Origin of the sequence: Geobacillus sp. B4113_201601 (assembly GCF_001587475.1) — a bacterium.
Taxonomy (GTDB): Bacteria; Bacillota; Bacilli; order Bacillales; family Anoxybacillaceae; genus Geobacillus; species Geobacillus icigianus.
The window spans coordinates 660-4,142 of record NZ_LQYX01000084.1 but is presented as its reverse complement, the minus strand read 5'-3'; the positions used below and the strand labels follow the sequence as shown (position 1 = coordinate 4,142).

Here is a 3,483-nt window from a genome sequence, read left to right as displayed (position 1 = left end):
GCGCGAAGACGCCCGGAGACATGGGAGGGTTCGTCCTCATCAGCGATGCAGAGATCCAAGGGTGCATCGAATACGCTTCTCCCCACTGCAGTAAAAAATACCCAGCAGTGGCCGCGAAGCGCACCCTAGGTCTGTAAGATATCCACAAAACTGAAAAAGGATGTAAGGGATTTTGTCGAAAAATATTTTTTTGACACCCCTGAGAGGCCGCAAAGCCTTGATACATCAATATTTATAGAGGGAGGATGGTGATGGAATCCTAAATACGGATTGGCAATGTTATTTATCAGCTCGAGAAACCTTGTTGCACCGATCCGACTTTTCACTCATTCCCCCATTGATGAAGGGAATTAGCCGTTTTTCACCGGCCTTCTAGAACGGTTTCGTTTGCGTGTATTTCTGGAGTGTACACGGAACACTACAGGTAATCCTACTTACAACATTTTATACAATTGAACGGCTATGTATACAGCCACTCCCCATATGATCAAAGCTGATAGTTTATTTACCATTTTTAAAAGTGTTCCCTTTGTATCGAAATTACCGACTATTCTTCCGACAATGGCAAGACATAAAAACCAAATCCAAGAAACCGAAATGGTCGCAATAGTAAACACCACTTTGTCTAATCCATTGTAATTCAGCGAACTAGTTCCAATCACCCCCACTGTATCTAGGATGGCATGTGGGTTGAGAAGGGACACCGATAATGCAAACATAATCTGTTTTTTAGGAGTCAACGCAACTTCATTCTTCCTTAAGCTTGCAGGGTCGCTATTCCAAATAGACCACCCCATATAAATCAGAAAGAATAACCCTAAAGAAAAGAGTATAGTTTGTAGTAAAGGAACCGTAAAAACAAGAACAGAGACTCCAAAAACAGCTAACAAAATGAGTAAAGTATCACAAAGCGAAGCTGTAATGATTACTGGAACTGCCCCTCTGAACTTTGGCTGTGAGGCCCCTTGGTTGAAAACAAAGACATTCTGCGCACCGAGGGGTAGAATTAATCCAAAAGCTAATGCAATCCCATGAAGCAATGCTGTCAACATGATGTTCCCACCTTTTCATGAACCCATTAACTAATTTTGCCTTTACTTCTATCAAAAGAGATGCCACATATATCCTCAATGACACTATAAAACCCTGGTAAGAATGATTTAAAAAATCCCGTACAATGATGAGCCTCTCTGTATGCAGCGTCCTCCATTAGGATTAAATGTGCCTTCTTTAAGTTATAGTGAGGAATCGCAGGAAACAAATGATGTACAAGGTGATAATTGTCATGATGTGGATGTAAAAAGAATCTTCCTATTGGGGTACAAAAAGTATGTCTAAAACTATGAACCAATCATAACCAATTGCCAAGAAGTTATACCAATTATTCCTAGCGTACAGTTTTTGGATTTTTGAACGCAGTTCCGGAGAAAAATTTGCTTTTATCCTTTTATGTTTCTCTGTCTGCATATTCACCCTCCTCTTTTTTATATATAAACCAACATAACCAACATAAATGAATAATACAATATTTATAATTTTTTGTAAATATTTAGATGAGCAAATTCCCTAACATAAATTTACAAACAAAAAAGGAGACATGAACCCGATTCCTTGGTTAGAATCGATGTACCACCTTATCTACAGTATAGAGTGAAGTCTCCCCCCTTTGATATTTACAGCTTATCGATTTCTTATTGAAATATTATTCGGAAAATCAAGAAAGGTGAGCCGTACAGTGAAATCGACAAAGATGACGTTGCATGTCAACATTTGTAGAAAATAGTCGTATTTTTTAGAATGAATTGTTTTGTAAATTCCCTCCTTTTAATTCATAATGTAGTTGCAAACGAGCATTTGAAAGTTGGTAAAATTATTACTATCCTTGGAACATCTATCATTACAGGTAATGGAGATTAAATTTACAGCCGTATATTGGAAGGGGAAGAAACAATGAAAAAACTTATGTTTGTAGTAATCACTTTCGCTTTATTTTTATTAGCTTCATGTGGTGATAGTGCAAAGAAGCCTTTACACCAAAAGGAGCCACAAACGGCTCGTTCTAATATTGTTAAAACACCTGTCCCAGAGGCACAAAAGGTGATTGAAAAATTTTATCAGGATATCAACAAACAAAAATATCAAGATGCGGCATCGCTTCTAGGCCCGCAATTGAAATTCGAAGGGCAACCAGAGTATAGTAAATACCTTAAAAATATGAAGCAGGTTACCATCACTAAGCTTGTTGATATCTCTAATGACTCAGGCCCCATTGACCCGAATTATAAACAATATTTTGCGATCAAAGTCTATTATGGGGAACTTAACATTAAGGTACAAGATCCTAATTTGGTTCCCACTTTAGGCGGGAAAAATTATCGAAGATTTATTCTCATTAAGGAAAATCGAGATAGTCCTTGGCTAATTGATACTGATGAAAATACACCTAAAAGAGAGTCTTAACAAATAAAACTTCTGAACAAAAACTGTAGATGAACATTCCTCTCACAAATATCCATCCGTTTGGGGGCATTCGCTCGTTTGGCGGATGGTGCACACACCTTCACGCAAGCGTTTCATCTGTATGACAAGACAGCGGGAAGAAGCAAGATCGACCTAGCGATCGCGAGGTTTTCCTCGCTCAAAGCAAAGTGGACTCGGCCGATGTGCGTGGTATCCATCCCAAACACTCATCGAAGCCTGCCTGAAACAAGGATTCCAGTCATCGCCATGCTCAAGACGAACCGGATTCTCTATCCAAAAGGCATCGCCGTCCAAGCGAAGGAGTTTGCCCGCTATATCGAGTCCAACGACACCCGCCTCGTCACGGTGGGGAACGAACGTTACCGCGTGTATCACTACGAGGGAGCGATCCATGACCTCGATGACGCGGTGATGCGGCTGGCTTGGAAGGCGGATCAACCGATGACACCGGATCATCTCCATGTCATGTCGTCTTGAGCACCGACCGGGAGCTAGGCGATGAAGAGATCTTGCTCAAACTGATAGTATATATAAATGCTGAATAATCGGCTGGATGTAAAACAAAATTTCAACTTAGTATATATTGTATTGCCACAAAAGTTTTTTAATCTTTACTTTCACGAACTCTAAAGAGGTTCCGTCATCTATTCACGGTTAGGAGGTACTTTAATATGAACAATATGAACAAAAAAGAAATATATCAAGAGTTTACTGTTAATTACAAAAATAATGGTGTTGAAATATATAGTGATCCAACAGAAGTACTTATAGTAAGAAGAAATAAAAAAGATAATAACTCACATTTCGCACCCTAACAAGGTCAAAACAAAGGATTTTTTATTTAGTTTTTCAGAATAACTTTTTGACCAACACGACAAGCGATGGCAATCCTTTTTTTACCATCGCTAGTCGTTCCCTATGACGTTACACGTAAATGCTCTCATCCATTCCCAATCCTTGCAGAATCCTTCGCTGCTCGTAGGTGAGCGGTTTTCCTAGCGA

3 protein-coding genes and 2 pseudogenes are annotated in these 3,483 nt (G+C 39.4%); 3 read left to right on the top strand and 2 right to left on the bottom strand.

Annotated features, from left to right (window positions below; genetic code table 11):
- Positions 1–434: 434 nt before the first annotated feature.
- Positions 435–1,052 (bottom strand): LysE/ArgO family amino acid transporter, encoded by a 618-nt coding sequence (locus B4113_RS11665; protein WP_033842847.1) that lies wholly within the window; start codon positions 1,050–1,052, stop codon positions 435–437.
- Between the two features lie 26 nt (positions 1,053–1,078).
- Positions 1,079–1,336: pseudogene (locus tag B4113_RS18910) on the bottom strand (fatty acid desaturase); the annotation flags it as partial.
- Positions 1,337–1,950: 614 nt separating this feature from the next.
- On the opposite strand from B4113_RS18910, the gene B4113_RS11660 reads away from it, so the two are divergent.
- From B4113_RS11660 to B4113_RS19895, 3 genes and pseudogenes are all read left to right on the top strand, one after another.
- Complete coding sequence (locus B4113_RS11660) at positions 1,951–2,460, top strand: DUF4829 domain-containing protein (protein ID WP_033017768.1); 510 nt, start codon at positions 1,951–1,953, stop codon at positions 2,458–2,460.
- A gap of 28 nt (positions 2,461–2,488) precedes the next feature.
- Positions 2,489–2,993 (top strand): annotated as a pseudogene (locus B4113_RS11655) (IS701 family transposase); the annotation flags it as partial.
- A 159-nt stretch (positions 2,994–3,152) separates the two neighbouring features.
- Entirely contained in the window at positions 3,153–3,296 is a 144-nt protein-coding gene (locus B4113_RS19895) for a hypothetical protein (RefSeq protein ID WP_156102683.1), read from the top strand.
- Positions 3,297–3,483 lie beyond the last annotated feature (187 nt).

Bases quoted from the DNA above. Each gene is read 5' to 3' on its own strand.
- B4113_RS11660 (WP_033017768.1), top strand. From the start codon at position 1,951: ATGAAAAAACTTATGTTTGTAGTAATCACTTTCGCTTTATTTTTATTA.
- B4113_RS11665 (WP_033842847.1), bottom strand. From the start codon at position 1,052: ATGTTGACAGCATTGCTTCATGGGATTGCATTAGCTTTTGGATTAATT.
- B4113_RS19895 (WP_156102683.1), top strand. From the start codon at position 3,153: ATGAACAATATGAACAAAAAAGAAATATATCAAGAGTTTACTGTTAAT.